Consider the following 25,281-nt stretch of genomic DNA (forward strand, 5'->3'; position numbering starts at 1 on the left):
TATTGGTCGCCTGCTGTCCGTCTCCATGCCGGTGCCGCTACAGCTTGAGCGATCCAATGATCTGCTCATAGCGAGCAATCAGCACCCGCAGATAATCACGTGACCTCTGGGGTGTAATTTTTCCATAGAAACCAATGGCGTAGCCGTCATTTATTTCAATGAGAGCGGATTTACCGTTTTCCAGGACGCCAACATCCATGACGTATCCTGCCGGTGCATCGCCGCTTGACTCGTATGCGCCAAGCATTTCTTGTATTACGCGCTCGCTTGGCTCTGGCGCATCATCCGGCCCGTCAGGATCATAGCGCTCTCGCCAAAGAAGACGACCGTTGGCGACGTAGCAGCGCCATTCACATAGCCAGCGAACGAATGGGGATGCGTAAACCAATGTTTGCGGATTGATCCCACAAAGGTTGGGGCGATTCGCAGCGCCTGGCTCAAATGATTTTTCGTGTCCGCGGGTTTTTATCCAGGCTTCGCCACCGATCTCATTTATTAGGATGGATGATCGAATTTCGCGCAAAAGGAATCGTTTGAGCGGCGCCGGATAGTCTATAACTGGAGGCGCTTTGACGAGCCTCTTGCGAAGTCCGCTTAGCACAAACTCAACAGAACCAACTGGCAATTCTGATATATCGCAACCAGGATCGTCTGAATTTACAACTCGGATGCCGGCGCGATCAAGTGTGATAGCCGTCCTTATCGCAATCGCCTCTGGGCTGCGCGCGTATTGCGATTGAATTATAATCTGCGTTATCGACATAATATTGACATTCTCCATCGCCCTGAACGACGGAGTTTGACGCGCACCGGGGTCAATCAAAAAGCCCGCCACTCGGGAAATTGGGCGACATCCAAAGCGTCTCTACGCGCTCCTCTGCTCCATCCGCGAAGGACTTGCGCTCAACCTTGTGCCAGTCCCCTAGAATTTCTCTGTATAGCTCACAGTCATACCCGCTGAGTATGACCATTCCTTTTAATTTTCTTGCGAACCTGATGAGATCGATGTGATCTGCATCGTCCATTTCGTGGCGGTACTTGCTTGTATCAGCCCTGGTTGAGAACACGTAAGGCGGATCGAGGTAGTGTAGCGCATCGTCACTGTCGTAAGCGGACATCACATCTAATGCACTCCTGTTTTCTATAGCAACACCTCGCAGCCTGGAAATAATGATATTAAGGGCAGATGGAAAATTAGCCCATTCTTGCATTGTTGTAGTCTGTCGAGTCTTGCTGCCGACATAAACCCTGAATGAGCTTTTCCCTCGCATTGTGGCAGAAGCCGGGTCGCGCCCCATATAGGCACGAATTACCGTCCTGCGCGCTTTTTCAAGAGGATCTTCGGACTGCTCCCATGCCAGGTCAAATTCCTCTCGCGCGAACGGCGTCAATTCGAGACTTCGGATCAGGTCTTCCCCTTGATCCCTTGCGACCCGAAAAAGATTGACGATATCTCCGTCCGCATCGTTATATATTTCGGCGTGGCTCCTGGGCTTGCTCAATAGCACCGACCCAGCGCCACCGAACGGCTCGACATAAATCTTGTGGCGCGGAAAGTGAAAAATTATCCATGGCGCAAGTTTCCACTTCCCTCCATAGTACCGTATGATTGGGCGGGTTGGGACTTGTGCGATTTGAACCATGGGTTGTCGCGCCATTTAGTTTTCTATAGCCAGTTGCTCACCCTGCGCTGTTTCTACAGGCCGGTACAGGCGCTCATCCTTCGCGGCCATTGCGCCCGCAGTGAGCGCCATCGAGAAATATCGGTCGTTATCAGGCCTGGACTCTCTGGTCTTACCTTCCTTGCCTCCGGTATTTTCATGAATGTGCCGCGCGATCGCCTGCTGCACATCCATTGAAACCGCAAAATCTGAGACGAGCTTGTTGATTTCGGATGCCCATCCGGTTGCAAATGCGTCGCCCATCTGCGTGATCTTCTTCTTCACACCTACAGTGCCCACCGACAGTCCGCCAAAGTTCTCGCTGATCCATTTTTGGCGAGCCCGCTTGCATCTGCGAATGAGCACCGTCGCCGTGTAGGATGCGACCTCAGCATGGTGGGAGAGCCCGACAAAAATGTAAGCGCCATGCGTCTTTACGCTGCCAGATCGCATCCTTTTGAAGGATCGCTCGAACATGAGCTGGCAACCGAAGGCGCGGCCGACAAGGGATGCGATCAGCACTTCCCATGCTGCTGGCTTTTCCCTGGACAGGGTGTGGCTTGCGGCGCGGGATTCTCCGACCTCGGACATCGCAACCTCGTGCGCAGAGACGCCGTATTTCTCCATGAGCGCGCGCGCCTGACGCAACGCTGTTGCGGCCTCGTTGGGGTTGCTGGATGCCGAAAGCGCAAGACACTTTTTGATCTTGCCGAGGATTTTGGGGTCGATTTGGGTCATTTTGAAACCCGTCCGCCTGCTGCTTTGATGGCCGCCTTGACTGCATCAAGCACGGATTGATCGCATTCGACCAGGAACGAAGCCGTGTTTTGCTTTTTCTTCCAGCGCTTGAAATAGGTTTCTAACGAGGGTTCATTCCCGTTCCACATCGGCCCATAGACGGTTCCGCCTTCGATGATCACCTCGGCATCGTCTGGAATAGGATCTTTATCAGGATCCAGACCATATTCGTAAACAACCCCGGCTACGATGATGACCCCTTCATCGTGAAAAGTGTCACCGTTGTCGTTCGGCCAAAAAGACTCGTCGTTGTAGAAACGCTTGAATTCTGCGCCAGTTGTTTTGGTAGGCATGGTTCTTCCTTTTTTCGTGATGAGTAATTGAGACTGGGCGAATTAACAGACGGGCACCAGTTCCGCGACAGTTTTCGGGCTTGCTTCTCCGATAAGTTTGGAGAGCTGCTCACGCAACAGAGGGTCGTTGAGCCCATTTTCCGCGTGATCCAGTGCGTTTTGCAGCCACCAGCCGCGCTTGCACCCTGAGAGGGTTTCGATGGCCTTGATGGTGGCCTTGTAGAGGCCGAAACTGGTTTTGTAGTTAGTTGGTGCGCGCATTTTTTACTCCTTGGGAAAACTTCTTTGGGGAATGTCGTTCGGCCCCATGACCATCAGATCGGGATTGCGCAGGATGAGCCTCGCGTGAGCAACATCCTCCGGGTCGAGAATTGATGTCTCGGCAAGAATCTTCTCGATGCGCCGATCGCGCTCGTAATAGAACATGCCTGCGCTCCCCTGCTGGACTGCCGCGTAGCTCTTCACGTCGGCAAAATTCGCGATCAACAGCGCTGGAGCCCAATCGAGCTGCGTATGCCCGCCATCCATTGCATCCAGTTCTGCGGCCTTGCGCGGGATCTGGTAAGTCGTGAGGTCGATGATCGTTGTCCCGCACACGAGCCAGGCATGGTATGCAAAGCCTTGCGCGCCAGGCGGCAGGTAGCCCTTGACTTTGCTGGTGTGCGCAATCACGGATCCGTCGCTTTCTCCGGTGCGCCAGGCCGCATAGCCCGCCGCAACCTCTGCATCAATCGAAAAGTCCGCAAGAAGCTCCTTGCCGATGAGCGCATGCACATAGCAGTCGTACCCGATCTTTTCGCTCGCTGCGGTCGCGAGCCTTCTGATCGCATCACCCACGCGCTCGACGTCCGAAATGTCGATGGATTCCGATCGGAGTCTCTTTTGCTTTGCCTGTCCCATGTTTGCACCTGCCGTTTGTTCGTCGTGGGTGTATTATACACAAAGCCGCTTGCATGCTGCAACCTTGCTGCTTGCATGTCGCATGCTTGCCACAGCTATTCTGCTTTCATGCTGCAATATGTGCTACAATGCGTCCCTGGCGATGGCTCGCCGCCTTTGGCGAAAAACATCTGCCCGTAGCACAAGGGATAGTGCATCCGCCTTCTAAGCGGAAGATGCAGGTTCGAGTCCTGACGGGCAGGCCAATTAAAAGAAAAATTTTATGAAAAGAATCAGATTTCAAGTCTCCGATGCGTTCATCCAGCGATTCGAGAAAATCCTTGGAGAGTCTTCGTCGCGCGGGAAGCTCGTTCGTCTTCTGCTGCAGCACTGGGACGGGTGCATCCGGCCTATCCCCGGAGAGTGGCGTGGCACGCACGATCTTCGAGTGACTGCAGACGAGCGGCTTGAGCAAATCATCGAGTCGGTAAAACTCAAAGGCGTTGCCGATCGCCATGAGTTTCTGTATCAAGCCTTCGCGCATTTTGTCGCGGAGCCTTCCATGGTCGAGGAAGGCGGATCAGGCGCAAAAAACACAAGGAAGAAGACGCAAGGTCATCGCGCCACGAAGAAAAAGGACGCGGGCGCGACTGCGAAAACCGAAGCCGCCCCACCCTCTTTGCGCCCTGCAGAGAAAAAGGATCCTGGGCGCACAGCAAAGCCATCGGCAATACCGGACACATCAAGCCAGGATGCCGCCGTCGATGCGGGCGACTTGCCGCCCAAGAGGATGGCTATCCTGGAAAGAAACCTGCTTGCCATGCAAAAAGACTGCATGGATCGAATCTTCGAACTCAGTCACGGTGAGCGCGAGTCGCACGAAAAGTCCATGGACGGCGACGATGCAGACCTTGCCGCACTCAACATCGAGCGCACAGAGCGGCAAAACGAGATTTTCCGCCTGCAAAAGCAATTGCGAGAGATCGACCACGCACTCAACAAGATGAAGAACGGCGTCTATGGTCATTGCGAGGAAACCGGGGAGCCCATCAGCTTCGAACGCCTGCTGGCGAACCCAACAGCGCGCCTGAGTCTTGAGGCGCAGCAGCACAAAGAAAAGTCGCTGCGGATGGCGGTTTGAATCTGTAGGATGGGAATATTATGGAAAATGAAATTCAGAAAGTTGCGCCATCTATATCGAGCCTCATACATGCGGCAATCACTGTCGTGGACTGTGGATGTTATGGATGGAGGCTTCTTGAACAATGTCAGGCTGTTGGCGCAAATCTCATAGGCGTTGATGAATCCGAGCCGCCTGGTCGCCCTCCTTGGGCTTCGTTTGCAACAATCAAAAACGAGAAAATTTCTGTTCCAGACGGCATTGGAGATCTTGTTGTCGCAAGTCATGTTCTTGAGCACATCCAATCGCCAGCGAGTTTCTTTCTTGAGCTAACGAGAATAACGCGCCCTGAAGGGATGATATGGGTCGAATCTCCAAGTGAACTCTCGGCGCTAAAGAATGGATCAGATGATCCCCAGGATCACAGCTTTGAGAGCTTTTGGGACGACCCGACACACATTCGCCCGTGGACGCCTGGGGCTCTTTATCGCCTCGCCATCGGTTGTGGCGTTGTACCCAAAGCAATCGGCAGGGTGGAGAGCGACGGCATTCCATCGGTTCGCATGCTCGCGCAAAAGCCGAAATTCTGGCTCGGCAGAGACAAGCCGCGCTATGTTGGACTCAGATGTGTTGCCCCTGCGCTCAAGAGCGCCTGGGAGCATGTGTGGGGCGAGAGTGATTAGGCTGACATGCAAAATACCCATCTTCGCCACGCAAGAGTTCAGGCTGTAGCACAAGCGCGCCTGCAACGTCTTGGCATCTACGGCCACCCAGGTCTTCGTTTCAGCACGAAAGTGGAGGGTTACAAGGACTATGTTTTTGGCGCCAAAGCAGGCCCAAGCGTAAGCTCCGTCAATCTTTTTCACGAATTGGCGCATGCAGCGCAATTTGGCCCTGAAGCATTTCGCAAGCGCAATTTGCATGGGTTCTTTGGCTTCAAGATGCGCAAGGTCGAGGTGCTGGGACAAGTGTTCGACGAACCCCTGACTTGCAGCGCAACCGAGCGTGAGCTAAGCACTTTCGCACACCAGCTACACCTGATGCGGCTGGCGGGTTGCAAAATAGACGCGCGAGCTTTTTTTGCTGAGGCTATTCTATCCATGGTTTTTGTGCCGGATTGGATCAATGTGCCTGGAGCAAACGACCAGGAGCGACACGACTACTGCATCCGTCGCACAATGGATATGTTTGATCGGCTATCGCCGCAGGAAAGTCTTGACCGTCTGATTGCCTGGCTGGATTTGACAAAAAAGAGACTGGCGCGAATAAAAGGAATTTAATAATTTGCCAGCCGACGGCAAATCAATTAAAATTAGACAACCGCAAAGGAGAACCCAAGTGCTCGAAACATACTCTGCACTTTTCGGCGTCATCGGCACCCTGATGCTCGCCATCAAATCGAAATACGCTGGCGCAGCCTTCGTCTTTTATTCGTTCAGCAACATCGGCTGGATCACCTTTGCTGCGGCCAATCATCATTGGGGACTGCTTGCGCAGAACCTGATTTTCCTGGCGACAAGCCTCATTGGTATCTGGAGCTGGATCGTTCGTCCGTGGCTTGCGGATCGCAAGAAAAAGCGGATGGCTTTTGTTCTGCAGGAATACTGATCTCTGGAATTGGAGGAAATCAAAATGCGACGCGCAACAATGGAGGCTGGATGGCTGCAGCTACAGGAAAAGGCGGCGCAAGCCATTGATGGATTCCGCCTTGGATACGACTTTGCCGCCGAGCACGAGTGGGGTACGCCCTACCTCAAATCGGCGCTGGGCATAGCTCAGAAGGACTTCCCTATTGGATTGGAAGATCGCATGATGACCCAGGTGCCGCCTGCCCTGCGCTTTGTTCGCTACGAGATGCACTCCAAAGACCGCCGCGTCAAGCGCACAATGCCAGCAGCCCTGCTGTTTTGCAGTGACAGTGCAGCCGAACTGCACGCAAGGCACGCGGACGTAGCTACGCTGGCTAAAGCGCTGGATGTCTCGTTTGGATTCGACTTTGCAGATCGACGGGTGACGCAGACCGATGATCACCAAATCGTGAGCAGTTGGTCGGATAAGGATGGTTTCGCCATCCACGTTCGCGGCGCAGAGAATGTTGCGCGGCTGGAATCGCTGCACGAGGCATTCTTGCGAAAGGATATTGCCCTCGCAGATGCGTCCGTCGTTGGCTTTGAGCGCAAATCTTTGGCCCTGGTGGTGGCATCGGCTGTGCCTGATGACGTGCGCGCACAGGTGCGAGACGATGATGCAGCGCACTTTCGCCTTCATCAAGCCTTCAAGGAATGCGGAATTGTGCAGCTCCTTCATGACGCCGGTCTTGGATGGTACTCGCTGCGCCCCGCCTGGGAGCGCGGTGAAGGCTCGGATCTGATCTTTTTCCTCAATCCAGAAAATCAAAAAGAAAACGCCTACGGCTGGTTTACCCTGGACGAGCTGCACGCATGGGCCAGGGGCGAGGGGCCGGTGGTCGAGAGCCTGGAAGTGGCCGAGCACCTCAAGCAATGTCACCCTGAATGGGAAGATAGCCTCGCCAACACGCTGGCGGCTGCGGGCGTCAATCTCCGGTGCCGCCATGTCTATCAGTGGATGGACAAGGATCGCACAAAGCCTGGCGTGCGCCTGTTGACCGCGCCTGGGGCGCCTATTCCCAGTGGCGTTTACTCTTTGGTTGAGCTGCAATCGAGGCTTCACGCTTTGGCGGAAGCATAAAGCGATATCCATCTACCCTTTTTTTCTTTTCAGGACGAGTCATGGAAACCGTACACACACGAACCCGCCGCAGCGTCGCCAAGGCATCGAAAGAATCTGCACTGGTGCGCGAACTGAGCACAGAGCTTGAAGTCTGCCTCAGCCAGTTCGAACAGGAATTTGCTCTGGTGCGCGAACTGAGCACTGAAATTGAAGCCTGCCGCAGCCAGCTCGAACAGGTTGCGCGCCTGGCGCTCGGCCGCGAGGTTTTCATCATGCGCGGCAATCCGCTTCGAGGCGCAGCTACAGGCCCAGGATTTGGCCGCGAGGTGCGCGCGATCGTTCGGACAATTTCGGGGGAAAACGTCGAATGCGAACTGCTTGAGGACGACCCGCATGCTGTTTGCGACCCGAAAAAGGCTGGGGAAACCGGGTGGTGGTCGCTCTCCAGTGTTGTGCCGGTTGCTGCCTCTGTGCGAAAGGCGCAAAAATAAAGCGTCTTTCGCGCCGATATTTTATGTCATTAAGCTAATATAAACAAGGCATGCGCTGTATTGCCGGAGATATCCGAGAACGCTAAAAGATGCTCGTGATTTCTGGCGAACGTCAATTAACGCCATGTCAATTTAGGCATGCTTGTTTTATTACCAATGGTTTGGAGGTATTTCATGGATTCAATTGAGAAATTTTCCGCGGTTACGCAGCTTTACGTAGGCCTATTTGGCGTCGCTCCAGATGTGGAGGGGCTTAATTACTGGGCGCTCGAACTGGATAAGGGCGCGTCGATCGGCAAGGTTGCCTCAGCGATGCTTGGCACAGCAAGTGGGCATGTCTTTTACCCGAATGCCAATGACTATGCGGGAATCATATCGGCTTTTTATCAAAATGCACTGGGGCGCCAAGCCGATGAGAGCGGACTGGACTACTGGAGCAAAAAAGCCATCGGTGGAGAGCCAATAGGAGACGTTCTCGCTGAAATGCTGCATGTCGCCAGCCATTATGATGGCAACGACCCGGAGGGTTTACAATCTCAATTGACATTTGCGAAAAAAGTCGAGGCGGCAGATATCTTCGCTTCGCAGTTTGGAAAGCACGGCGGAATCAATCAAAGCACATTAACATCTCAAATTTCGCACGACATGCTAGGCCAGGTGACGGCCGCCACAGATGTGAATGAATTTGCGGCCACGGTATTCCCTTCTGTTTGGCGGCTGATGGAAGCGCCGGTTCAGGTATTGGATAATGTTGGACAGATTTTGCCTAACGGATCATTGGCGGGTCTTCTTTCTGAAATGCCAAAGGGATCCACATTGAGTGATGCCGCAAATTTTGCCTTAATTATGGCGAGCAACTCTGATTACGCGGAGATCGGAGATTTGATCTTCAAAAACGGTGGATCCTTTGCTTCCGTCATGGATGGGGTGCGCAACGAAATAACGCCAGAACAGTTGCTCTATGCGGCAAAAGGCGGCGCACAAGCCATATCTGATATTTTGAACGAAATTGCGAATAACGCCACCCAAACGCAACTCGTTGGCATTCAGCATCTGAGCGGAATCGCTATGGTTTGAATGTAATATGGCGGCTATCAAATTTTATCTGCTTCCCGTAGAAGAATGCGCTAGTGCTCTGGCAATGCACGAGATTGCCAGAGAGGACGCGCTGAGCGCAAAACGCGATCTTCTTTCGAAGTATGGCGCCGACGCAATTTTGCGTGCAGGGCCGCATGTGGAAGCTATTGCCTGGAAAGAAATGCCCGACGAGTTGGCGGGCTTCACCATTCCGAGATGGTCTTCTGAGCACGCAGCCTGGATTCAAAAACCAAAGAAGAACACGCTGCGTGGCAAGCAGGCTGCGCGAGAGATGGATGAAGTTGGTGAGCTGCTGGAGATATGGCAATGGTCGCTGGAGCGCGCACTTGGCGTCTATGGCTACATCTTTGGACGCTACCGCGCAAGACTCGCATTCCTCTATGCTGTAGCCAACCCGCTAGAAGATGGACGGGTTGTTTTGAGTTTTCCGGTGCGAGATCATCTTGATGACTGGCGCGAAAAGACAGCCGACGATCCCAAACTACCGTCGTTCGCGACTGAAATAACGCAAGAGGAAGCCGAGAAGCTGATCGGCAAAAAAGTTCCTGAGTTGTTGTAGATCGCTTAAAAGCAAAGGAATAAAGATGTCACTCATAACACAGGAGACCATCTTGAGCGCCCTGGAGTGGGCCTACGAGAAGTCGGTGTACGGAGTATCTGGGCTCGATTCGGCAATAGAACTTGCATAAAGCCATATGAAGACTCAGGTCTTTCTAGTCGATCTCGAAAACGTGCACCCCAATGTGCTGCCCGCTCTTGCTCTGGAGGACGTGCGCGTCTTGGTATTCGTGGGGCCGCACCAGGGCAAATTGCCATTCGCGCTGGTTGAGGCAATGCAGAAGCTAGGCAGCAAGGCGGAGTATGTACGCATCGCCCAGCAGGGCACCAATGCGCTGGATATGCACATCGCCTTTCATCTAGGGCGTTTGTGTCACGAATTACCGCAGGCTTACTTTCACATCATCAGCAAAGACCGTGACTACGATTCACTGCTCATGCACCTCAATGCCGTAAGTAATCGCGCGGCCAAGTGGAGTGACTTCACCCAAATTCCCATGCTGCAACGCTTTCAGGCAGAAACTTTGCCAGAGCAAACCCTGGCAGCAGTTCGCTGGCTGGTCGATCGCCCCAAAAACCGCCCAGCCACACGCAAAACTCTGCACAACACTCTGCACAAAGCAGTCTTTGCCGAACGGCTCGATGCCGCCGCCATTGAAAAAATCATCTCCCTGATGCAAAAGCGCAAAGTGCTGGAGTGCGAAGGCCAAAAAGTGAAATATCATGCAGAACTGGAGTCCGCGCATGGACGTATCTGAGCTGCAAGCCGCCAACCTTCAATTCTTCGTCGAAGATCACGAGATAAAATAGCGATGCGCAATGGGCAACAAATGAGCCGTAATTTTTCGGACAAAGACTTGTTGCGGGAAAACGGCCACAGCTTCGTGGATGCTTCTCGCCTAGGGCTGCGGCTCAAGTGCAAATGCTGCATCCTGTGTGGGATTGTGCGGCGCATTGATGGCTCCAACAAGCCGTGCAAAGGGGCGGCGAAGGTTGAACTTAGAGACAATATCCCAAACAAGAATAACTGAGTGTCTTTTGGAGAATTGCGATGGAGCAAGAAATCCTTACGGACTGGCGCAAAATACGTCAAATAAAAGAGTCTCACACTCCGGCCAGCGAATTGAAGAAGCGCGGATGGACAGGGGCGATGATCGAGGAATTTCTCGGAAGTCCAGATATTTTGGTGCGAAATCCAGTAGTGCGATCCGGCGCCCCCATGTGTCTTTATGCCAACTCCCGCATCGATGCCATCGAGTCAAGCGAGTCTTTTGCGCAACGCAAGATAATCCGAGAGCTGCGCGGGAAAATTCAGAAGAAAATCTCTGAGCAAAAAAAGGGCGAACTTCTTGCCTGGGTAAAAGCCTTGGACATTCAGGTTCGTTTTTATACCAAAAAATCTTTGCTATTTGAGGATGCGATTCGGCATTACAATAACCGAAGCCTCGACAGAGAAAATGTCCTTTCTCACGTGGGTCATTGGTCTAGTTGCGATGTCGAATTTTTGCACAGAATTACCGTCAATTTTTTGCGGCATCAGGGAACATCTTACGAAGAGAAGCTGGACGAGATTTTCGGCAAAACAGGAGTCAATGCGGCATACATTGCCATAAAAAAGAAAGTCCTCGAAGCTATTGCCAAGGAATACCTTTTCTTGGCCGAAGAGTGCAAAAGACAAATGGAATCAGTGCAAGAGTATTCCCCGCGCGTGCGGGGATGAACCGATGCCATACCAAAACTGAACGGCGGGCTTGCCGCGAATTGGGATCAACGCGGCGCATAACCAGCCTCGCGCAGCGCCTTCGCCAGTTCGCCCAGGGCGTCGCGCATCACATACGCCTCGTAGTCATCGACCGCGTTTTGTCGAATCTCCTGCCAGCCCACGCGCTTGACGAACTGTGCCAGAGCCAGAGCCTGAGCGGGCTCCAGAATCACCGTAGCCATAACTTGCCCGTCCATATCTTCTCCTTTACCCGATAGATTGGCCGCCGCCTTGGCGCGCAACATGGCGAACGCCGCCCATGCTACCGTTCCCCACTGCTACGCAACAGGCGAAAGAAAGGCGCTACCGGGGTAGCGCCAGATGAACCTTGATCGCATCCTCGACGGCCAACATATCCGCTTTGGATAGCGTGCCAAGCTGACTTTTGAGCCGCGACTTATCTGCGGCCATGATCTGGTCGGCCATCGCCTTGCTGCTCTGCTCGCCAACGGTCACAACGGCCTCGCCGGGATACTGCCGCCCGGTGTTGCTGGTCAGCGGGATGACTACCACCCGCGCCAGATTCCGGTTCGCCGCGTCGTTGCTCACGATCACAGCCGGGCGCGTCTTGCGGATTTCACTGCCGACCGCCGGGTCGAATTCGACCCACCACACCTCACCGCGCCGCATCGGCCATGTCCCCGGCGAGCGCGTTACACCATTCCATCGCTTCGGCCTCTCGCGCCTTGTCGGCCGCCATTGCGCGGTATCCGTCATCGAGCGACGTATCCAGCACATGCGGGCGCAGCAAGTCCTCGATGAACTGGCTCATGCGGCGCTTGCCGACCGTCCGGTACAACCCCTCGTAAACCGCTTCGTCGAGCGTGATCGTCATTCGTCTGTGCATTTGAATCTCCTTAGCACGTTATGCGCATAACGTATTTTAGCACGTTCACGCCGCTGCGCCCCTTGGGCCGTCCCGGCCAAAACGCCTGAACACATGTCCGCGCATTCCCTTCAAGGCCAGCGCGCTGGCTCCTAGACCATACTTTATTCATGATTATTACCATAATCATGACTCTCATTTTTTGATGATAAGTCTGCCGTTTTTTCTGACCAAGGGAAAACGGCATGAAAAATCAATGGGTTGCGCTCGCAATGGGTGTCGTTTTCAGAAGACGGCTGCACTGAACGTCAGAAGCCGACTGCACTATAGCAGCGGAGGGGTTGGATCCATCAGGCAACGACGGGCTGCTGCCGGCCATCAGCGGACGCAGGGAGGACTTTCCGCAACCGGCCGTTCGATGCGGCACCGATGGCCTTCGCGCAGGGGTAGTGAATCCGCCAGGATTGACTTGCGCTGCCCTACCTCTCACTAGTGAGGGGCGGCAGCGCATCAAGCGGTGAGCGCACTCCGGCACCGCCAACTTTCAGCACATGCGTGTAAATCATCGTCGTAGAGACGTCGGAATGGCCGAGCAGATCCTGCACGGTTCGAATGTCGTAACCGCTGCGGAGCAAGGCCGTCGCGAACGAGTGGCGGAGGGTGTGCGGTGTGGCGGGCTTCGTGATGCCTGCTTGTTCTACGGCACGTTTGAAGGCGCGCTGAAAGGTCTGGTCATACATGTGATGGCGACGCACGACACCGCTCCGTGGATCGGTCGAATGCGTGTGCTGCGCAAAAACCCAGAACCACGGCCAGGAATGCCCGGCGCGCGGATACTTCCGCTCAAGGGCGTCGGGAAGCGCAACGCCGCTGCGGCCCTCGGCCTGGTCCTTCAGCCACCATGCCCGTGCACGCGACAGCTGCTCGCGCAGGCTGGGTGCCAAGCTCTCGGGTAACATCAAGGCCCGATCCTTGGAGCCCTTGCCCTCCCGCACGATGATCGTGCCGTGATCGAAATCCAGATCCTTGACCCGCAGTTGCAAACCCTCACTGATCCGCATGCCCGTTCCATACAGAAGCTGGGCGAACAAACGATGCTCGCCTTCCAGAAAACCGAGGATGCGAACCACTTCATCCGGGGTCAGCACCACCGGCAAGCGCCGCGACGGCCGAGGTCTTCCGATCTCCTGAAGCCAGGGCAGATCCGTGCACAGCACCTTGCCGTAGAAGAACAGCAAGGCCGCCAATGCCTGACGATGCGTGGAGACCGAAACCTTGCGCTCGTTCGCCAGCCAGGACAGAAATGCCTCGACTTCGCTGCTGCCCAAGGTTGCCGGGTGACGCACACCGTGGAAACGGATGAAGGCACGAACCCAGTGGACATAAGCCTGTTCGGTTCGTAAGCTGTAATGCAAGTAGCGTATGCGCTCACGCAACTGGTCCAGAACCTTGACCGAACGCAGCGGTGGTAACGGCGCAGTGGCGGTTTTCATGGCTTGTTATGACTGTTTTTTTGTACAGTCTATGCCTCGGGCATCCAAGCAGCAAGCGCGTTACGCCGTGGGTCGATGTTTGATGTTATGGAGCAGCAACGATGTTACGCAGCAGGGCAGTCGCCCTAAAACAAAGTTAGATGCACTAAGCACATAATTGCTCACAGCCAAACTATCAGGTCAAGTCTGCTTTTATTATTTTTAAGCGTGCATAATAAGCCCTACACAAATTGGGAGATATATCATGAAAGGCTGGCTTTTTCTTGTTATCGCAATAGTTGGCGAAGTAATCGCAACATCCGCATTAAAATCTAGCGAGGGCTTTACTAAGCTTGCCCCTTCCGCCGTTGTCATAATCGGTTATGGCATCGCATTTTATTTTCTTTCTCTGGTTCTGAAATCCATCCCTGTCGGTGTTGCTTATGCAGTCTGGTCGGGACTCGGCGTCGTCATAATTACAGCCATTGCCTGGTTGCTTCATGGGCAAAAGCTTGATGCGTGGGGCTTTGTAGGTATGGGGCTCATAGTTAGTGGTGTAGTAGTTTTAAACTTGCTTTCCAAAGCAAGTGCCCACTAATAAACTCAGTCATCTAACAAGTCGTTGCAGCACCGCTCCAGCACTTCGTGCCTGCGCTGGACAGTTTTTAAGTCGCGGCTTTATGGTTTTGCTGCGCAAAAGTATTCCATAAAATCACAACTTAAAAACTGCCGCTGAACTCGGCGTTGAACGACAGCTTTCCCAAAAGCTCTACGGCTGCTCTGGGTCGACACCGGTAATCGGATCGTTGCCGCACTGAACAGCGCCCCGTTCCAGGTCGCCTCCATTTATGCGGCTGAACCGAGGGAGAGCAGCTTTACGCCGTCTGGCCGCAGTTCGCCCTTGGGCGACACGTGCCGGTAGAGCGTCTGCCGGGTAATCCCGAGTTCTTCGCAGAGATCGCCCACCTTGGTTTCCGGTTGCCCCATGCTGGCCATCGCCAGGCGTAGCTTGGCGGCGGTCATCTTGAAGGGGCGCCCCCCTTTCCTGCCGCGAGCGCGCGCCGAGATAAGTCCAGCGACTGTTCGCTCGGAAATCAACTCACGCTCGAACTCGGCCAGCGCGGCAAAAATACCGAACACAAGCTTGCCGGCGGCAGTCGTCGTGTCGACCGCCGCACCGTGACCGGTCAGGACCTTCAGGCCCACGCTACGCGCAGTTAGGTCGTGCACGGTGTTGATCAGGTGGCGCAGATCACGGCCAAGCCGATCGAGCTTCCACACGATCAGCGTGTCCCCTTCACGAAGCGCCTTCAGGCAAGCAGCCAACCCTGGGCGATCATCGCGCCTGCCCGAGGCCAGATCCTCGTAAAGGTGCGCAAGGCTCACACCAGCGGCGATGAGCGCATCGCGTTGCAAATTGGTGGACTGGGATCCGTCCGCCTTCGATACCCGCATGTAGCCGATCAGCACCTTTTCACCCGTCACGTATACGTTCGATTATGTGACAGTTTGCATCGGGAAGCTCTGCACGTCAAAATTTGTCACTTAACCCGTCATTCTGTCTAAGGCATGCAAAGGGTAGGCTAGGCTCATAATGTGACAGAAATTCCGGGGGGATGCCTTCCTTCGCGAAGGTGGCGCGCAACTGTTCCAAGGAAGCGGGGTCGCGCCGACCATAGGAAGCCAACGCGAACAGCGAGCGTGCCGTCTCGGGGTTGTGTCGTGCTTCAATGATGGCCTCATCAATGGCCTGGATTGCACGCTGCCAGTGATCGACGGGTTCGGGCTTCGGCGCTTTCGCCGGCAGGCCACTGGTGAACCCGGTTTGGGGCTCGGACCAGAATAGCTTTGCGTGCTCGCCTGGCGGGCTTATATCCCTCACCTCAATCAAGCTGATTGCCGTTGCCGCCGCCTCCAGCATCTGCAACCGTACTGCCGGGTTCAGGGTTTCATACGGTCGCCACAGACTTTGCCCAGCACGCAGCGGATGCCCGCAGCATTCCCAGATTTGGCGGAGATACCCCGCGTAGGTGCCGCACGTCGAAAGCGGGGTGTTCAGCTCATCGAGCAGCGTGCGTAGCAGCCTAAACCACAATCCGGCGTGGATGCGTCGGCGCGGCAACTCCACGTGGCCGGTCGTCAGTGCCTGCCAGGTACGCTGGTCCATCGCCGCAATCGCGTCGCTGGCAGTGCGCGGTTCGGCGTCGGCGTTCTCCCAGCCGAGAAACCGCCCTGGCACGCCCCAATAGGATTCCAGCCAGCAGCCATGCAGTGGGCAGCTCAGCATCAGGGGCAGCTTCCACGCGAGCAGTACGGCTTGGTTCTCCGGATCGTTCAGGCAGAGCGGACAGGCGCGGTGTATCGGTTGGGTGGGCAGCCAGGCACGCCAGCTCGTGATGGATCGCGTCTTACGGCGGAGTCTCGGCAGCAGTACCGAGAGCTGGAACGCATAGGTTTCCAATGCGGCTGGAATCTGATCATCAAGGCTGTCCAGTAGCCAAGGCACCCAGCCGGCGAAACTCATGCAGCGCAGCCGATCCAGCTCGATACCGCTCCGCTGGGAGAGCATCGCCAGCAGCGCCAGTGGTGGCGCGGTGTCCAGGTCATCAACCTGGCCGTGACCAAGATCGTGCTCCAGCAGCTCGGACACTTCCATGTGATAGCAAAGGGCCACGCGGTTGAGCCACGAAGACAGGGCTTCGGCTTCCCTGGGTGCCGGATGCAGTGGCCAGCGTGGCGCTGGCTTCACATCAGTTCCCGCTCGAATTGCCGCCGCCGCTCGCTGGGACCGGTGTAATCGGCCATGCTCAGCGTGCGATGGTTGATCGCTTCCTCGCCGCTCTCCACGGCGACGATGGCCGCCGCCATCAGCAAGTGCGCCAGTTCGCCGATGGTGCCCTCGCTGCGTGTGAGCAGGTAGCGGGCCATGTCCAGCGTGGCAATCGACGAGGGTCGCCGCAGTGGAAGCGAAGCGGCGAAACTGGCCAGCAGTGAGCAGCAATCGTGATTGGCCTCCCATACCGGCAGCATCATCGGCTCGAAGCGATTTTCCAACTGGTCATCGGAGCGGATGGCCAGGTAGGCGTCGCGCGTGCCGACCCCGACCAGTGGGATGCGCAGTTCATTGCCGAGGAAGCGCAGGAGATTGAGGAATTCCCGGCGATTGACGCTGTTACCGGCCAGGACGTTGTGCAACTCGTCGATCACCAGCATGCGCACGCCGACCTTGCGCAGCAGTGCCAGCGCCAGTTGTTCCATTTCTGGCAGCCGTGGGCGCGGTCGCAATGGCGCACCCATCGCCGCGAGCAGCGCGACGTAGAAGCGGATTACCGACGGTTCGGATGGCATCTGCACGACCAGTACCGGAATGTGCTCCTGGTCGGCGTCGGCTCTGGCCGGATGCGTGCGCCGGAACTTCTCGACGATCATCGACTTGCCGTTGTTGGTCGGGCCGACCAGCAGCAGGTTGGGCATGCGTTGCTTGTTTGGCCACGTATACAGGATTTCCAGCCGGTTCAGCGCCTCGACTGCTCGCGGATAGCCGATCCAGCGGTCGGCGCGAAGGCGATGGATGCGTTCGTCCGCCGGGAGACGGGCCAAGCCCTGGGCCGCCGGCAGCAGGTGGGACAAGTCGATGATGGGATATTCTTCCACGGCTACCACTCCTCAATCTGGTCGAACGGTTTGGCCGGCAACTGGTTGTCTGCCTGCTGCCCATCCATGTCAGCGCCCGGTGGTGGCGTGGTTTTGACAGGCGGTGCCGTTGCCTTGAGATGCTGGCGTCGATCCGCGTCGCGCCGCGCCTTGCGCGTAGCCTTCTGCGCGGTGGTAATGATTTCGCGCATCTGGCCGATCATGCGGAACAACGCCGACTCATCCACCTGTTCGCGCCCTTGCTGCCGCAATTTCGCCAGCGCCTGTCGTTGTTCCCAGAGGGTGACAGCCGGGTGCGACAAGGTACGGTAGGGAATTTCCAGGTAGTGCTGCCCCTCTGGTTCCAGCACCCATATGCGGCTGATGTCGCGCGGGTCGCGCCGGATCAGGAACGCAGGCAAGCGGTCCCGCCGAGCTATCCACGGCTTGAGCGCATCGGCGTAGTAGTGGATGTGGTCGATGACGAAGCCGGTGCGGGTCAGCGTGCGGCGGATGATGGGCAGAAAATCGACCAGAAAAGCCGTAGCGCGAGTGATGACGGTTGGCACGCCGGTCCGCGTGATAGCTTCGGCCCAGCGCGCGGCCGGCGGTTGGAGCAGGCCGTTGTGCACAGAGCCGTGATAGGTGCCGACCGCCAATGTGAGCCAGCGCTCTAGCTCGCGCAGCGTCAGGGCGGCCTTGTTTTCGGAATCGTAGTCGCCGCGCTGGTCAGGGTTGGAGAAGGTCGTTCCCGGCAGTTCGTCGTGAATCATCTGCATCGCCGTGCCGATGATCCGTTCCACGATGCCGCCATAGTGCGGCTGTCCCAGCGGGCGATAGTCCAGCCGGATGCCATGCTGCTCGCAACCCCGGCGCAGGGCCTCGCTCTTGAACTCGGCCGCGTTGTCTAGGTAGAGCAGCAAGGGCTTGCCGCTCATCTGCCAATCCATTTCCACGTTCAGTCCTTCCAGCCAAGGGCGCTTGTCGCAGGCGACATGCACGAGGCACAGGCCAACCGAAACGGCAGACGGCGCTTCCAGCGTGACGACCATGCCGAGCACGCAGCGGGTGAACACGTCGATGGCGAGGGTCAGGTACGGGCGGCCAATAGGTTGCCGGTCGCGGTCATCGACCACGATCAGGTCGATGACCGTATGGTCTATCTGCACCTGCTCCAGCGGCGCGGAGACGGGTGGCGGAACACCACCAACACCTTGCAGGTCGCGGGCGGCATCTTGTCCTTCCCGGCGGTGAGTGACCTCGCGCGGATCGAGGCCGGCGATCCGCAGTGCCACCGTGTTGCGCGCCGGCACCCGCAGCTTTTGCAGCTTGCACGCCCGCACAACTTCGCGGTGGAACGCCGCCAAGCTACGCTTCTGCTTGGTCAGGAAGCGCTTTTGCAGTAACTCGCGGATGATTCGTTCGACCGACTCCGGCAAGCGGCCTTTACCTTTGCCACCGCTCGACTGCCCAAGAGCCAAGTCAGTGACCAGCCCCGATCCTAGCCGGGCACGGCGGATCAGGACGTAGACCTGCCGCCGGGACAGCCCCAATGCCTGGGCTGCCGCGTCGGCCGCTTCATGCCCAACCGTCTCCGACTGCGCCAACGGCCCAATGATCTCCGCGCGACGACGCGCACGCTCCCATGCCTGTTCTGGCAGGGTGGCCACGCCGTGCTCGGTAATCGGTGCGGTATCGGTCGCCATGCTCATCTCGCTTTGGTGCACACGAGTATTGAGCATAGACGAGTTTCGTGCAGAGGAGTCCTGATATCTGGCTGTCAGGAGCCGTATGCACAAGAGGCTTCAAACCGCGCTGAATGGTGCAGTCGTCTTCTGAAAATGACAGCGCCAGAGGTTCGGGCGGACTTCTCGTGAACCCTCGTTTTCAAGAAGAAGGAGACTGCATGCCCCGTCGTTCGATCCTGTCCGCCGCCGAGCGCGAAAGCCTGCTGGCGTTGCCGGATACCAGGGACGAGTTGATCCGTCACTACACGTTCAGCGAAGCCGACCTCTCCCTCATCCGGCAGCGGCGCGGGCCGGCCAACCGGCTGGGCTTTGCGGTGCAACTTTGCTACCTGCGCTTTCCTGGCATCATTCTTGGCGTCGATCAGCCACCGTTCCCGCCGCTGGTGAGACTGGTCGCCGACCAACTCAAGGTTGGCGTCGAAAGCTGGCAAGACTACGGGCAGCGGGAGCAGACCCGGCGCGAGCATCTGGTGGAGCTGCAAACGGTATTCGGCTTCCAGACTTTCACCATGAGGCACTACCGGCAGGCTGTACACACCCTGACCGATTTGGCCATGCAGACCGACAAGGGCGTCGTGCTGGCCAGTGCCTTGATCGAACAGCTGCGGCAGCAGTCCATCATTTTGCCCGCGCTCAATGCCATTGAGCGAGCAAGCTCCGAAGCCATCACCCGCGCGACCCGGCGCATCTACGAGACCCTGTCCGATCCGCTGTCGGACGTACACCGGCATCGACTCGACGACCTGCTCAAGCGTCGCGATAACGGCAAGACGACCTGGCTGGCCTGGCTGCGCCTGTCGCCCGTCAAGCCGAACTCACGCCACATGCTCGAACACATCGAGCGCCTGAAAGCCTGGCAAGCGCTCGACCTGCCGCCCGGCATCGAACGGCTGGTGCACCAGAACCGGCTGCTCAAGATCGCCCGCGAGGGCGGTCAGATGACACCCGCCGACCTGGCGAGGTTCGAGCCGCAGCGGCGCTACGCCACCCTGGTGGCGCTCGCCGTCGAGGGCATGGCCACGGTCACCGACGAGATCATCGACCTGCACGACCGCATCCTGGGCAAGGTGTTCAGCGCCGCCAGGCACAAGCATCAGCAGCAGTTTCAGGCATCGGGCAAGGCGATCAACGCCAAGGTACGCCTGTACGGGCGCATCGGGCAGGCGCTCATCGACGCGAAGCAATCGGGCTCCGATCCCTTCGCCGCCATCGAGGCCGTGCTGTCCTGGGATGCCTTCGCCCATAGCGTCACCGAGGCGCAGAAGCTCGCGCAGCCCGAGGACTTCGATTTCCTGCCCCGCATCGGCGAGAACTACGCCACCCTGCGCCGCTACGCGCCGCAATTCCTCGACGTGCTCAAGCTGCGCGCCGCGCCCGCCGCCCAGGACCTGCTCGATGCCATCGGCGTGCTGCGCGGCATGAACGCCGACCACGCCCGCAAGGTGCCGCCCGCCGCGCCGACCGGCTTCATCAAGCCGCGCTGGCAGAGGCTGGTGATGACCGACGCCGGCGTCGACCGGCGCTATTACGAGCTGTGCGCGCTGTCGGAGCTGAAGAACGCGCTGCGCTCGGGCGACATCTGGGTGCAGGGCTCGCGCCAGTTCAAGGACTTCGAGGACTACCTGGTTCCACCCGAGAAGTTCGCCAGCCTCAAGCAGTCCAGTGATCTGCCGCTGGCCGTGGCCACCGACTGCGAGCAGTACCTGCACGAGCAGCTGACGCTGCTGGAATCCCAGCTCGCCACGGTCAACCGCATGGCGGCAGCCAATCAACTGCCCGACGCCATCATCACTGAGTCGGGCTTGAAGATCACGCCGCTGGATGCGGCGGTGCCCGACACCGCGCAGGCGCTGATCGACCAGACCGCAACGGTCCTGCCGCACGTCAAGATCACCGAACTGCTGCTGGAGGTGGACGAGTGGACGGGCTTCACCCGCCACTTCACGCACCTGAAATCGGGTGACCTGGCCAAGGACAAGCACCTGCTGCTGACCACGATCCTGGCCGACGCGATCAACCTGGGCCTGACCAAGATGGCAGAGTCCTGCCCCGGCACCACCTACGCCAAGCTGGCCTGGCTGCAAGCCTGGCATGTCCGTGACGAGACCTATTCGGCAGCCCTGGCCGAGCTGGTCAACGCCCAGTTCCAGCACCCGTTCGCCGGACACTGGGGCGACGGCACCACCTCATCGTCGGACGGCCAGAACTTCCGCACCGGCAGCAAGGCCGCCAGCACCGGGCACGTCAATCCGAAATACGGTAGCAGTCCGGGACGTACCTTCTACACCCACATCTCCGACCAGTACGCGCCCTTCCACACCAAGGTCGTCAACGTCGGCCTGCGCGACTCGACCTACGTGCTCGACGGGCTGCTGTACCACGAGTCCGACCTGCGCATCGAGGAGCACTACACCGACACGGCGGGCTTCACCGATCACGTCTTCGCGCTGATGCACCTGCTGGGCTTTCGCTTCGCGCCCCGCATCCGCGACCTGGGCGAGACCAAGCTCTACCTCCCGAAGGGCGAGGCCACCTACGACGCGCTGAAACCCATGATCGGCGGCACGCTCAACCTCAAGCAGATCCGCACCCACTGGGACGAGATCCTGCGGTTGGCCACCTCGATCCAGCAGGGCACGGTGACGGCCTCCCTGATGCTGCGCAAGCTCGGCAGCTACCCGCGCCAGAACGGCCTGGCTGTCGCGCTGCGCGAGCTCGGGCGCATCGAGCGCACGCTGTTCATCCTGGACTGGCTGCAAAGCGTCGAGCTGCGCCGCCGCGTCCACGCTGGGCTCAACAAGGGCGAGGCGCGCAACGCGCTCGCGCGCGCCGTGTTCTTCAACCGGCTGGGCGAGATCCGCGACCGCGGCTTCGAGCAGCAACGCTACCGAGCCAGCGGCCTCAACCTGGTGACGGCGGCCATCGTGCTGTGGAACACCGTCTACCTGGAGCGGGCCACGAAAGCCCTGAACGGCCATGGCCAAACTGTCGATGACACCCTGCTGCAGTACCTGTCGCCGCTGGGCTGGGAGCACATCAACCTGACGGGCGACTACCTCTGGCGCAGCAGCGCCAGGATCGGTGCGGGCAAGTTCAGGCCGCTGAGGCCGATGCCAGCGGCTTAGCGTGCTTTATTTTCCGTTTCCTGAAGCGACCCCAAACTCGACATCGCCACTCGACTGCACGCGCAAAAGCGCGGCGACAAGAACAAGCTGTATGCGCTGCACGCGCCCGAGGCAGAGTGCATCGCCAAGGGCAAAGCCAGAACGCCCTACGAGTTCGGCGTGAAAGTGTCCATCGCAGTGACGGCCAAAGAGGGCCTGGTGGTGGGCATGCGCTCCATGCCCGGCAACCCGTATGACGGCCACACGGTGGACAGCCAGCTCGAGCTGGTCGAGATCCTCACCGGCCACACACCCAAGATCGCGCTGGCCGACCGTGGCTACCGCGGTGTCGAGCCCGCGTGTTGGGCGCGACTGCTGATCAGTCATACGCGCAAGTTGCCCAAGCGGCTGAAGAAGCTGCTCAAGCGGCGTCAGGTGGTCGAGCCCATGATCGGACACATGAAGGCCGACGGCCTACTGGGCAAGAACTGGCTCAAGGGCGCGGGTGGCGACGCGCTGCACGCTCTGCTGTGCGGCGCCGGGCACAACTTGCGGATGATCCTGCGGCACCTGCGGGTGCTTTATTGCGCCTTGCTCGGACTGATCGCCATGACCGCCACGCTGGCCTTGCCGGCACCCACGTCAACATCGCCGCTCACCGCCTTGACTTCGCGCCGCTCCGCGCTGGCTCGCGGCTAAAACGAGTTGTTCAGGGCCGACTGGGTAGGAGTGGTCGGCAACGGGGCAAGTTAGCGATCGCGGTCGAGTGCCATCAAAGAATTGACCGACCTCTACCCGTGCTGGCCTGCACGCCCACAGTGTCTTCCATCATCCAGGGTGACCCGCCAGGGTCATGACAGTTAGCCCGATTCAACTGCGCCAGGTGCCCAGAAGGTCGGCAATTTCAACGAGCGCTGGGAAGCCCAGGTCCTGACGGACAAGCGTGCGGCGGTGCTCGATGCGTGCAAGCACTGCGGCAATGTCGAGTTCGCCCGTTTGGGGCCCGCTGGAGGAGCAGATCGAAGCACTGCGTGCCGCGAAAGTGGGCGGATGAAACGAGAGGTTAATGGCATCTCAAGACTCGGCGGTGAAGCCCACGCGTCTGACAACTTCCCACCACTTTTCATGTTGTTTTCGCAGGCTGGACGCCATGGCCTGCGGCGTTAAGCTGTGTGCTACCAAGCCCAGGGAGGCAAGAGCCTCCGCAACCGCCTTGCGATTGACGGCTTCGGCAACCATTTGATGAAGGCGTGAAACGGTTTGGGGCGAAACGCCTGATGGAGCAAAAAAGCCGAGCCACTGATCGCCAGCGGGGTAGTCTGCACCGAACTTTTGCTCTGCAAATGTGGGAGTGTCGGGCGTGAAGGGTGTTCGCTGCGGCCCAGAGGTTGCGATGATGCGCAATTTCCCCGCCTTTTGGAAAGACAAGAACGTCCCCGTAGGCGCAGCCATGCATGCAATCTGCCCACCGATCAGATCGGTAACTCCAGGCGCGGCGCCACGATAAGCCACGTGCCTGAGATAGACGCCAGCCTCCTTGGCTACCAGCGCCCCCAAGAGATGCAATGGTGTACCGGTACCGGGAGATCCGAAACTTGCGTGTTCAGGGTGCTCCTTGGCCCAGGCCAGGAAATCCCGGAGCCCACGCACGGAAGGCGGTACCAAGGGACCCAGCGCAAGGGCGTCAGTCGTAGTGGCTACGGTGGCTACGGGAGCCAGATCCGCGAACGGATCGTAGTCCAACTTGCTGTAGACGAAAGGGTACAAGGACAGCACGGCGTCTGGTGTGAACAACAAGGTGCTGCCATCGTCGACGGCTGCCTTGACGGCGGACACAGCTATCCGCCCACCCGCTCCGACACGGTTGTCAACGATCACGTTAACCCCGGGTTCCGTCACCGCCAATCCTTCTGCCACCCGGCGTGCAACCGCATCGACGACTCCTCCGGGTGGGAAGCCGTTGATGATCTTGAGTAATTTTGGTACCGGTTGGGCTTTGACGCTTCTTACAGTGCCGAGCGATAAGGTGGCAAATCCCGCGGCTTTCATCCACTCACGGCGTTTGATCATGGTGCCCCCCCTCTGCTCAAGACTGCGCGGTAAAACCAATTTTCTCAGCGACTGCTTGCCAGCGTTTGATGTCGTTTTTCAATCGATCGGACAAGCCTTCAGGCGAACTCCAACCAGCCTCCATGCCCATCATGGCGTAGACCTTGACCAGTTCCGGGTTTGCAACAGCCGACTTCATGGCAGCGCTGGCTTGCTGGACCGCTTGCGCGGGCGTGCCTGCGGGCATGAATACCCCGAACCACTCGGTCATCTCACTCAAGGCGATGTGGAGCTCCTTGAAGGTCGGGACGTTGGTCAGGAAACGAGAGCGGTTGGCGCCAGTCACGCCCAGCACCCGGATCTTGCCGGTCTTCATGTGAGGGAGGAACTCACCCAAGGGCGCGGCCACCGCCGGGATGTGCCCCCCCAACAGGTCCACAATCGCAGGCTGGGAACCGCGGAAGCCTGTCTGCACCATTTTCACGCCCAAAAGCCGCCCGAGCAGCTCGCCCAAGAAATGCGGTCCAGAGCCGGTGGCACCATGGCCAAACGTGGCAGAATCAGGGTTACTCTTGATCCAGGCCAAGTAGTCGTTGAGGCTACCAACCGATTCCGGGACAGCGGGCCCGATCGCAAACCCAACCTCGCTTGTCGAAACCATACCGACCGGCACAAAGTCCTTGACCGGGTCATATCCCAGATCTTTGTACGTGTGAGGGTATAGCGTCATCATGGATGCAGGCGTCAGCAGAAGTGTCGCGCCGTTTGGTGCCGCGGCCTTAACATGCTGGATCGCAATTCGACCACCCGCCCCCGTGCGGTTGTCGACGAGCACACTGGAAGCATAGGCACCGCGCATTCCCTCAGACAACCGGCGGGCAGCCATATCGGTCGCTCCGCCTGCGGCGAGTCCAATCACGATCGTGGCCACGCCAGGGCCGGATTGCGCCAAGCTCATGCCCGGAAGGCCCCCGATTCCAAGGGAGCCCAAAGTGCTCAGGGCTGCTCGTCGGGTCAGAATATGTTTCATAATCTTTCCCCTTACATTTTCACTATTGCTCATTGATACTTGTCACTGGGCAGGGCTACGAACTGTTT

General features: G+C 57.9%; 28 protein-coding genes, 1 tRNA gene and 1 pseudogene. 14 read left to right on the forward strand and 16 right to left on the reverse strand.

The features are described 5' to 3' along the window. Window positions 1-37 precede the first annotated feature (37 nt). From PYV55_RS08230 to PYV55_RS08255, 6 genes are read right to left on the reverse strand one after another with little or no spacing between them, the layout of a single operon-like run. Window positions 38-823, reverse strand: a complete 786-nt coding sequence (locus PYV55_RS08230) for an ATP-grasp domain-containing protein (protein WP_275850204.1) — start codon at window positions 821-823, stop codon at window positions 38-40. Beyond that, entirely contained in the window at window positions 816-1,658 is an 843-nt protein-coding gene (locus PYV55_RS08235; RefSeq protein ID WP_275850205.1) for a DNA adenine methylase, read from the reverse strand. Before PYV55_RS08235 ends, PYV55_RS08230 begins: the two co-directional genes overlap by 8 nt. Next, complete coding sequence (locus tag PYV55_RS08240; RefSeq protein WP_275850206.1) at window positions 1,659-2,399, reverse strand: DUF2786 domain-containing protein; 741 nt, start codon at window positions 2,397-2,399, stop codon at window positions 1,659-1,661. It lies immediately after the preceding gene. After that, complete coding sequence (locus PYV55_RS08245) at window positions 2,396-2,752, reverse strand: hypothetical protein (protein WP_275850207.1); 357 nt, start codon at window positions 2,750-2,752, stop codon at window positions 2,396-2,398. Before PYV55_RS08245 ends, PYV55_RS08240 begins: the two co-directional genes overlap by 4 nt. Window positions 2,753-2,794: 42 nt before the next feature. Next, the gene (locus tag PYV55_RS08250) at window positions 2,795-3,013 is read right to left on the reverse strand and encodes a hypothetical protein (RefSeq protein ID WP_275850208.1); all 219 of its coding nucleotides are present in this window, start codon (window positions 3,011-3,013) and stop codon (window positions 2,795-2,797) included. A 3-nt stretch (window positions 3,014-3,016) separates the two neighbouring features. Then, on the reverse strand, window positions 3,017-3,652 hold the full coding sequence (locus PYV55_RS08255) for a hypothetical protein (protein ID WP_275850209.1): 636 nt from the start codon (window positions 3,650-3,652) through the stop codon (window positions 3,017-3,019). A gap of 170 nt (window positions 3,653-3,822) precedes the next feature. Between PYV55_RS08255 and PYV55_RS08260 the strand changes: the two genes are divergently transcribed. From PYV55_RS08260 to PYV55_RS08310, 11 genes are all read left to right on the forward strand, one after another. Next, window positions 3,823-3,897 (forward strand) — tRNA-Arg (locus PYV55_RS08260). A gap of 17 nt (window positions 3,898-3,914) precedes the next feature. Further along, window positions 3,915-4,772, forward strand: coding sequence for a TraR/DksA family transcriptional regulator (locus PYV55_RS08265; protein WP_275850210.1), 858 nt, complete (start codon window positions 3,915-3,917; stop codon window positions 4,770-4,772). A 20-nt stretch (window positions 4,773-4,792) separates the two neighbouring features. After that, entirely contained in the window at window positions 4,793-5,434 is a 642-nt protein-coding gene (locus PYV55_RS08270; RefSeq protein WP_275850211.1) for a class I SAM-dependent methyltransferase, read from the forward strand. Window positions 5,435-5,440: 6 nt separating this feature from the next. Next, window positions 5,441-6,031, forward strand: a complete 591-nt coding sequence (locus PYV55_RS08275; protein WP_275850212.1) for a hypothetical protein — start codon at window positions 5,441-5,443, stop codon at window positions 6,029-6,031. Window positions 6,032-6,089: 58 nt separating this feature from the next. Beyond that, window positions 6,090-6,359 (forward strand): hypothetical protein, encoded by a 270-nt coding sequence (locus PYV55_RS08280; RefSeq protein WP_275850213.1) that lies wholly within the window; start codon window positions 6,090-6,092, stop codon window positions 6,357-6,359. Window positions 6,360-6,368: 9 nt separating this feature from the next. Further along, window positions 6,369-7,460, forward strand: coding sequence for a hypothetical protein (locus PYV55_RS08285; protein ID WP_275850214.1), 1,092 nt, complete (start codon window positions 6,369-6,371; stop codon window positions 7,458-7,460). 41 nt (window positions 7,461-7,501) lie between these two features. Continuing rightward, entirely contained in the window at window positions 7,502-7,933 is a 432-nt protein-coding gene (locus PYV55_RS08290; protein ID WP_275850215.1) for a hypothetical protein, read from the forward strand. A gap of 174 nt (window positions 7,934-8,107) precedes the next feature. Continuing rightward, on the forward strand, window positions 8,108-9,010 hold the full coding sequence (locus tag PYV55_RS08295; RefSeq protein ID WP_275850216.1) for a hypothetical protein: 903 nt from the start codon (window positions 8,108-8,110) through the stop codon (window positions 9,008-9,010). A 7-nt stretch (window positions 9,011-9,017) separates the two neighbouring features. After that, window positions 9,018-9,590 (forward strand): hypothetical protein, encoded by a 573-nt coding sequence (locus tag PYV55_RS08300; protein ID WP_275850217.1) that lies wholly within the window; start codon window positions 9,018-9,020, stop codon window positions 9,588-9,590. 136 nt (window positions 9,591-9,726) lie between these two features. Then, the gene (locus tag PYV55_RS08305; protein WP_275850218.1) at window positions 9,727-10,347 is read left to right on the forward strand and encodes a PIN domain-containing protein; all 621 of its coding nucleotides are present in this window, start codon (window positions 9,727-9,729) and stop codon (window positions 10,345-10,347) included. A 293-nt stretch (window positions 10,348-10,640) separates the two neighbouring features. After that, on the forward strand, window positions 10,641-11,309 hold the full coding sequence (locus PYV55_RS08310; protein ID WP_275850219.1) for a hypothetical protein: 669 nt from the start codon (window positions 10,641-10,643) through the stop codon (window positions 11,307-11,309). Between the two features lie 47 nt (window positions 11,310-11,356). Here the strand turns inward: PYV55_RS08310 and PYV55_RS08315 are convergent, their stop codons facing one another. The 4 genes from PYV55_RS08315 to intI1 all read right to left on the reverse strand — a co-directional run bounded on the left by PYV55_RS08315 (window position 11,357) and on the right by intI1 (window position 13,670). Continuing rightward, a complete protein-coding gene (locus PYV55_RS08315) occupies window positions 11,357-11,596 on the reverse strand; it encodes a DUF7706 family protein (protein ID WP_275850220.1) in 240 nt (79 codons plus the stop codon). A 58-nt stretch (window positions 11,597-11,654) separates the two neighbouring features. After that, complete coding sequence (locus PYV55_RS08320; RefSeq protein WP_275850221.1) at window positions 11,655-11,981, reverse strand: type II toxin-antitoxin system PemK/MazF family toxin; 327 nt, start codon at window positions 11,979-11,981, stop codon at window positions 11,655-11,657. Next, entirely contained in the window at window positions 11,968-12,186 is a 219-nt protein-coding gene (locus PYV55_RS08325) for an addiction module antitoxin (RefSeq protein ID WP_275850222.1), read from the reverse strand. Before PYV55_RS08325 ends, PYV55_RS08320 begins: the two co-directional genes overlap by 14 nt. Before the next feature lie 470 nt (window positions 12,187-12,656). Continuing rightward, a complete protein-coding gene (gene intI1, locus PYV55_RS08330) occupies window positions 12,657-13,670 on the reverse strand; it encodes a class 1 integron integrase IntI1 (RefSeq protein ID WP_000845048.1) in 1,014 nt (337 codons plus the stop codon). A 244-nt stretch (window positions 13,671-13,914) separates the two neighbouring features. Between intI1 and qacE the strand changes: the two genes are divergently transcribed. Continuing rightward, window positions 13,915-14,247 (forward strand): quaternary ammonium compound efflux SMR transporter QacE, encoded by a 333-nt coding sequence (gene qacE / locus PYV55_RS08335; RefSeq protein ID WP_010890145.1) that lies wholly within the window; start codon window positions 13,915-13,917, stop codon window positions 14,245-14,247. A 248-nt stretch (window positions 14,248-14,495) separates the two neighbouring features. Here qacE and PYV55_RS08340 read toward each other — a convergent pair whose 3' ends face one another. From PYV55_RS08340 to PYV55_RS08355, 4 genes are all read right to left on the reverse strand, one after another. Beyond that, window positions 14,496-15,104 carry a recombinase family protein gene (locus PYV55_RS08340; RefSeq protein ID WP_152960984.1) on the reverse strand — a complete coding sequence of 203 codons (609 nt, stop codon included), beginning with the start codon at window positions 15,102-15,104 and terminating at the stop codon, window positions 14,496-14,498. 76 nt (window positions 15,105-15,180) lie between these two features. Beyond that, window positions 15,181-16,398 carry a TniQ family protein gene (locus PYV55_RS08345; RefSeq protein ID WP_009288528.1) on the reverse strand — a complete coding sequence of 406 codons (1,218 nt, stop codon included), beginning with the start codon at window positions 16,396-16,398 and terminating at the stop codon, window positions 15,181-15,183. Beyond that, window positions 16,395-17,303 (reverse strand): TniB family NTP-binding protein, encoded by a 909-nt coding sequence (locus tag PYV55_RS08350; protein ID WP_009687862.1) that lies wholly within the window; start codon window positions 17,301-17,303, stop codon window positions 16,395-16,397. Before PYV55_RS08350 ends, PYV55_RS08345 begins: the two co-directional genes overlap by 4 nt. A gap of 2 nt (window positions 17,304-17,305) precedes the next feature. Beyond that, entirely contained in the window at window positions 17,306-19,024 is a 1,719-nt protein-coding gene (locus PYV55_RS08355; protein WP_472924676.1) for a Mu transposase C-terminal domain-containing protein, read from the reverse strand. A gap of 164 nt (window positions 19,025-19,188) precedes the next feature. Here PYV55_RS08355 and PYV55_RS08360 point away from each other — a divergent pair, with 164 nt between their 5' ends. Both PYV55_RS08360 and PYV55_RS08365 read left to right on the forward strand, forming a co-directional pair. Then, entirely contained in the window at window positions 19,189-22,155 is a 2,967-nt protein-coding gene (locus PYV55_RS08360) for a Tn3 family transposase (RefSeq protein WP_275850224.1), read from the forward strand. Between the two features lie 51 nt (window positions 22,156-22,206). Then, a pseudogene (locus PYV55_RS08365) lies at window positions 22,207-22,833 on the forward strand (transposase); the annotation flags it as partial. 375 nt (window positions 22,834-23,208) lie between these two features. Here PYV55_RS08365 and PYV55_RS08370 read toward each other — a convergent pair. Together PYV55_RS08370 and PYV55_RS08375 are read right to left on the reverse strand one after the other, a co-directional pair. After that, a complete protein-coding gene (locus PYV55_RS08370) occupies window positions 23,209-24,204 on the reverse strand; it encodes a tripartite tricarboxylate transporter substrate-binding protein (protein ID WP_026437511.1) in 996 nt (331 codons plus the stop codon). Between the two features lie 16 nt (window positions 24,205-24,220). Then, window positions 24,221-25,213: a Bug family tripartite tricarboxylate transporter substrate binding protein gene (locus PYV55_RS08375; RefSeq protein ID WP_275850225.1), complete on the reverse strand. Its 993-nt coding sequence runs from the start codon at window positions 25,211-25,213 to the stop codon at window positions 24,221-24,223. Window positions 25,214-25,281: the final 68 nt, after the last annotated feature.

This window comes from Extensimonas soli (assembly GCF_029211265.1).
GTDB lineage: Bacteria > Pseudomonadota > Gammaproteobacteria > Burkholderiales > Burkholderiaceae_C > Extensimonas > Extensimonas soli.

What these genes read in the sequence shown, in the direction of transcription:
- PYV55_RS08310 (WP_275850219.1), top strand. Translation starts at nt 10,641, where the DNA reads ATGGAGCAAGAAATCCTTACGGACTGGCGCAAAATACGTCAAATAAAA.
- PYV55_RS08245 (WP_275850207.1), bottom strand. Translation starts at nt 2,752, where the DNA reads ATGCCTACCAAAACAACTGGCGCAGAATTCAAGCGTTTCTACAACGAC.
- PYV55_RS08240 (WP_275850206.1), bottom strand. Translation starts at nt 2,399, where the DNA reads ATGACCCAAATCGACCCCAAAATCCTCGGCAAGATCAAAAAGTGTCTT.
- PYV55_RS08305 (WP_275850218.1), top strand. Translation starts at nt 9,727, where the DNA reads ATGAAGACTCAGGTCTTTCTAGTCGATCTCGAAAACGTGCACCCCAAT.
- PYV55_RS08340 (WP_152960984.1), bottom strand. Translation starts at nt 15,104, where the DNA reads ATGCGGGTATCGAAGGCGGACGGATCCCAGTCCACCAATTTGCAACGC.
- PYV55_RS08320 (WP_275850221.1), bottom strand. Translation starts at nt 11,981, where the DNA reads ATGCGGCGCGGTGAGGTGTGGTGGGTCGAATTCGACCCGGCGGTCGGC.
- PYV55_RS08255 (WP_275850209.1), bottom strand. Translation starts at nt 3,652, where the DNA reads ATGGGACAGGCAAAGCAAAAGAGACTCCGATCGGAATCCATCGACATT.
- PYV55_RS08325 (WP_275850222.1), bottom strand. Translation starts at nt 12,186, where the DNA reads ATGACGATCACGCTCGACGAAGCGGTTTACGAGGGGTTGTACCGGACG.
- PYV55_RS08300 (WP_275850217.1), top strand. Translation starts at nt 9,018, where the DNA reads ATGGCGGCTATCAAATTTTATCTGCTTCCCGTAGAAGAATGCGCTAGT.
- PYV55_RS08275 (WP_275850212.1), top strand. Translation starts at nt 5,441, where the DNA reads ATGCAAAATACCCATCTTCGCCACGCAAGAGTTCAGGCTGTAGCACAA.
- PYV55_RS08315 (WP_275850220.1), bottom strand. Translation starts at nt 11,596, where the DNA reads ATGTTGCGCGCCAAGGCGGCGGCCAATCTATCGGGTAAAGGAGAAGAT.
- PYV55_RS08270 (WP_275850211.1), top strand. Translation starts at nt 4,793, where the DNA reads ATGGAAAATGAAATTCAGAAAGTTGCGCCATCTATATCGAGCCTCATA.
- qacE (WP_010890145.1), top strand. Translation starts at nt 13,915, where the DNA reads ATGAAAGGCTGGCTTTTTCTTGTTATCGCAATAGTTGGCGAAGTAATC.
- PYV55_RS08295 (WP_275850216.1), top strand. Translation starts at nt 8,108, where the DNA reads ATGGATTCAATTGAGAAATTTTCCGCGGTTACGCAGCTTTACGTAGGC.
- PYV55_RS08265 (WP_275850210.1), top strand. Translation starts at nt 3,915, where the DNA reads ATGAAAAGAATCAGATTTCAAGTCTCCGATGCGTTCATCCAGCGATTC.
- PYV55_RS08375 (WP_275850225.1), bottom strand. Translation starts at nt 25,213, where the DNA reads ATGAAACATATTCTGACCCGACGAGCAGCCCTGAGCACTTTGGGCTCC.
- PYV55_RS08370 (WP_026437511.1), bottom strand. Translation starts at nt 24,204, where the DNA reads ATGATCAAACGCCGTGAGTGGATGAAAGCCGCGGGATTTGCCACCTTA.
- PYV55_RS08355 (WP_472924676.1), bottom strand. Translation starts at nt 19,024, where the DNA reads ATGCTCAATACTCGTGTGCACCAAAGCGAGATGAGCATGGCGACCGAT.
- PYV55_RS08360 (WP_275850224.1), top strand. Translation starts at nt 19,189, where the DNA reads ATGCCCCGTCGTTCGATCCTGTCCGCCGCCGAGCGCGAAAGCCTGCTG.
- PYV55_RS08290 (WP_275850215.1), top strand. Translation starts at nt 7,502, where the DNA reads ATGGAAACCGTACACACACGAACCCGCCGCAGCGTCGCCAAGGCATCG.
- intI1 (WP_000845048.1), bottom strand. Translation starts at nt 13,670, where the DNA reads ATGAAAACCGCCACTGCGCCGTTACCACCGCTGCGTTCGGTCAAGGTT.
- PYV55_RS08250 (WP_275850208.1), bottom strand. Translation starts at nt 3,013, where the DNA reads ATGCGCGCACCAACTAACTACAAAACCAGTTTCGGCCTCTACAAGGCC.
- PYV55_RS08235 (WP_275850205.1), bottom strand. Translation starts at nt 1,658, where the DNA reads ATGGCGCGACAACCCATGGTTCAAATCGCACAAGTCCCAACCCGCCCA.